This is a genomic window from Vibrio thalassae, from assembly GCF_900089835.1.
Lineage (GTDB): Bacteria > Pseudomonadota > Gammaproteobacteria > Enterobacterales > Vibrionaceae > Vibrio > Vibrio thalassae.
The window spans coordinates 1-895 of record NZ_OANU01000070.1 but is presented as its reverse complement, the minus strand read 5'-3'; the positions used below and the strand labels follow the sequence as shown (position 1 = coordinate 895).

1 rRNA gene is annotated in these 895 nt (G+C 50.5%); it reads left to right on the top strand.

Features of this window, described 5'->3' with window-relative positions:
* Window positions 1-895: ribosomal RNA gene (locus tag VTH8203_RS16935) — 23S ribosomal RNA — on the top strand; the annotation flags it as partial.

The following is an 895-nucleotide window of genomic DNA, read 5'->3' as shown; positions in this document are numbered from 1 at the left end:
TAGCCCTTAAGCTTTTAATGAGACAGACGAAGGCTCTGGAAAGTGCCGCGATACAGGGTGATAGCCCCGTAGTCGACATCTCATCATCAGTGAAATCGAGTAGGGCGGGACACGTGATATCCTGTCTGAATATGGGGGGACCATCCTCCAAGGCTAAATACTACTGACTGACCGATAGTGAACCAGTACCGTGAGGGAAAGGCGAAAAGAACCCCTGTGAGGGGAGTGAAATAGAACCTGAAACCGTGTACGTACAAGCAGTAGGAGCACCTTCGTGGTGTGACTGCGTACCTTTTGTATAATGGGTCAGCGACTTATATTCAGTGGCAAGGTTAACCGTTTAGGGGAGCCGTAGGGAAACCGAGTCTTAACTGGGCGTTCAGTCTCTGGATATAGACCCGAAACCAGGTGATCTAGCCATGGGCAGGTTGAAGGTTGAGTAACATCAACTGGAGGACCGAACCGACTAATGTTGAAAAATTAGCGGATGACTTGTGGCTAGGGGTGAAAGGCCAATCAAACCTGGAGATAGCTGGTTCTCCCCGAAATCTATTTAGGTAGAGCCTCGGACGAATACTACTGGGGGTAGAGCACTGTTAAGGCTAGGGGGTCATCCCGACTTACCAACCCTTTGCAAACTCCGAATACCAGTAAGTACTATCCGGGAGACACACGGCGGGTGCTAACGTCCGTCGTGGAGAGGGAAACAACCCAGACCGCCAGCTAAGGTCCCAAAGTATAGCTAAGTGGGAAACGATGTGGGAAGGCTTAGACAGCTAGGATGTTGGCTTAGAAGCAGCCATCATTTAAAGAAAGCGTAATAGCTCACTAGTCGAGTCGGCCTGCGCGGAAGATGTAACGGGGCTAAGCTATACACCGAAGCTGCGGCAATGTG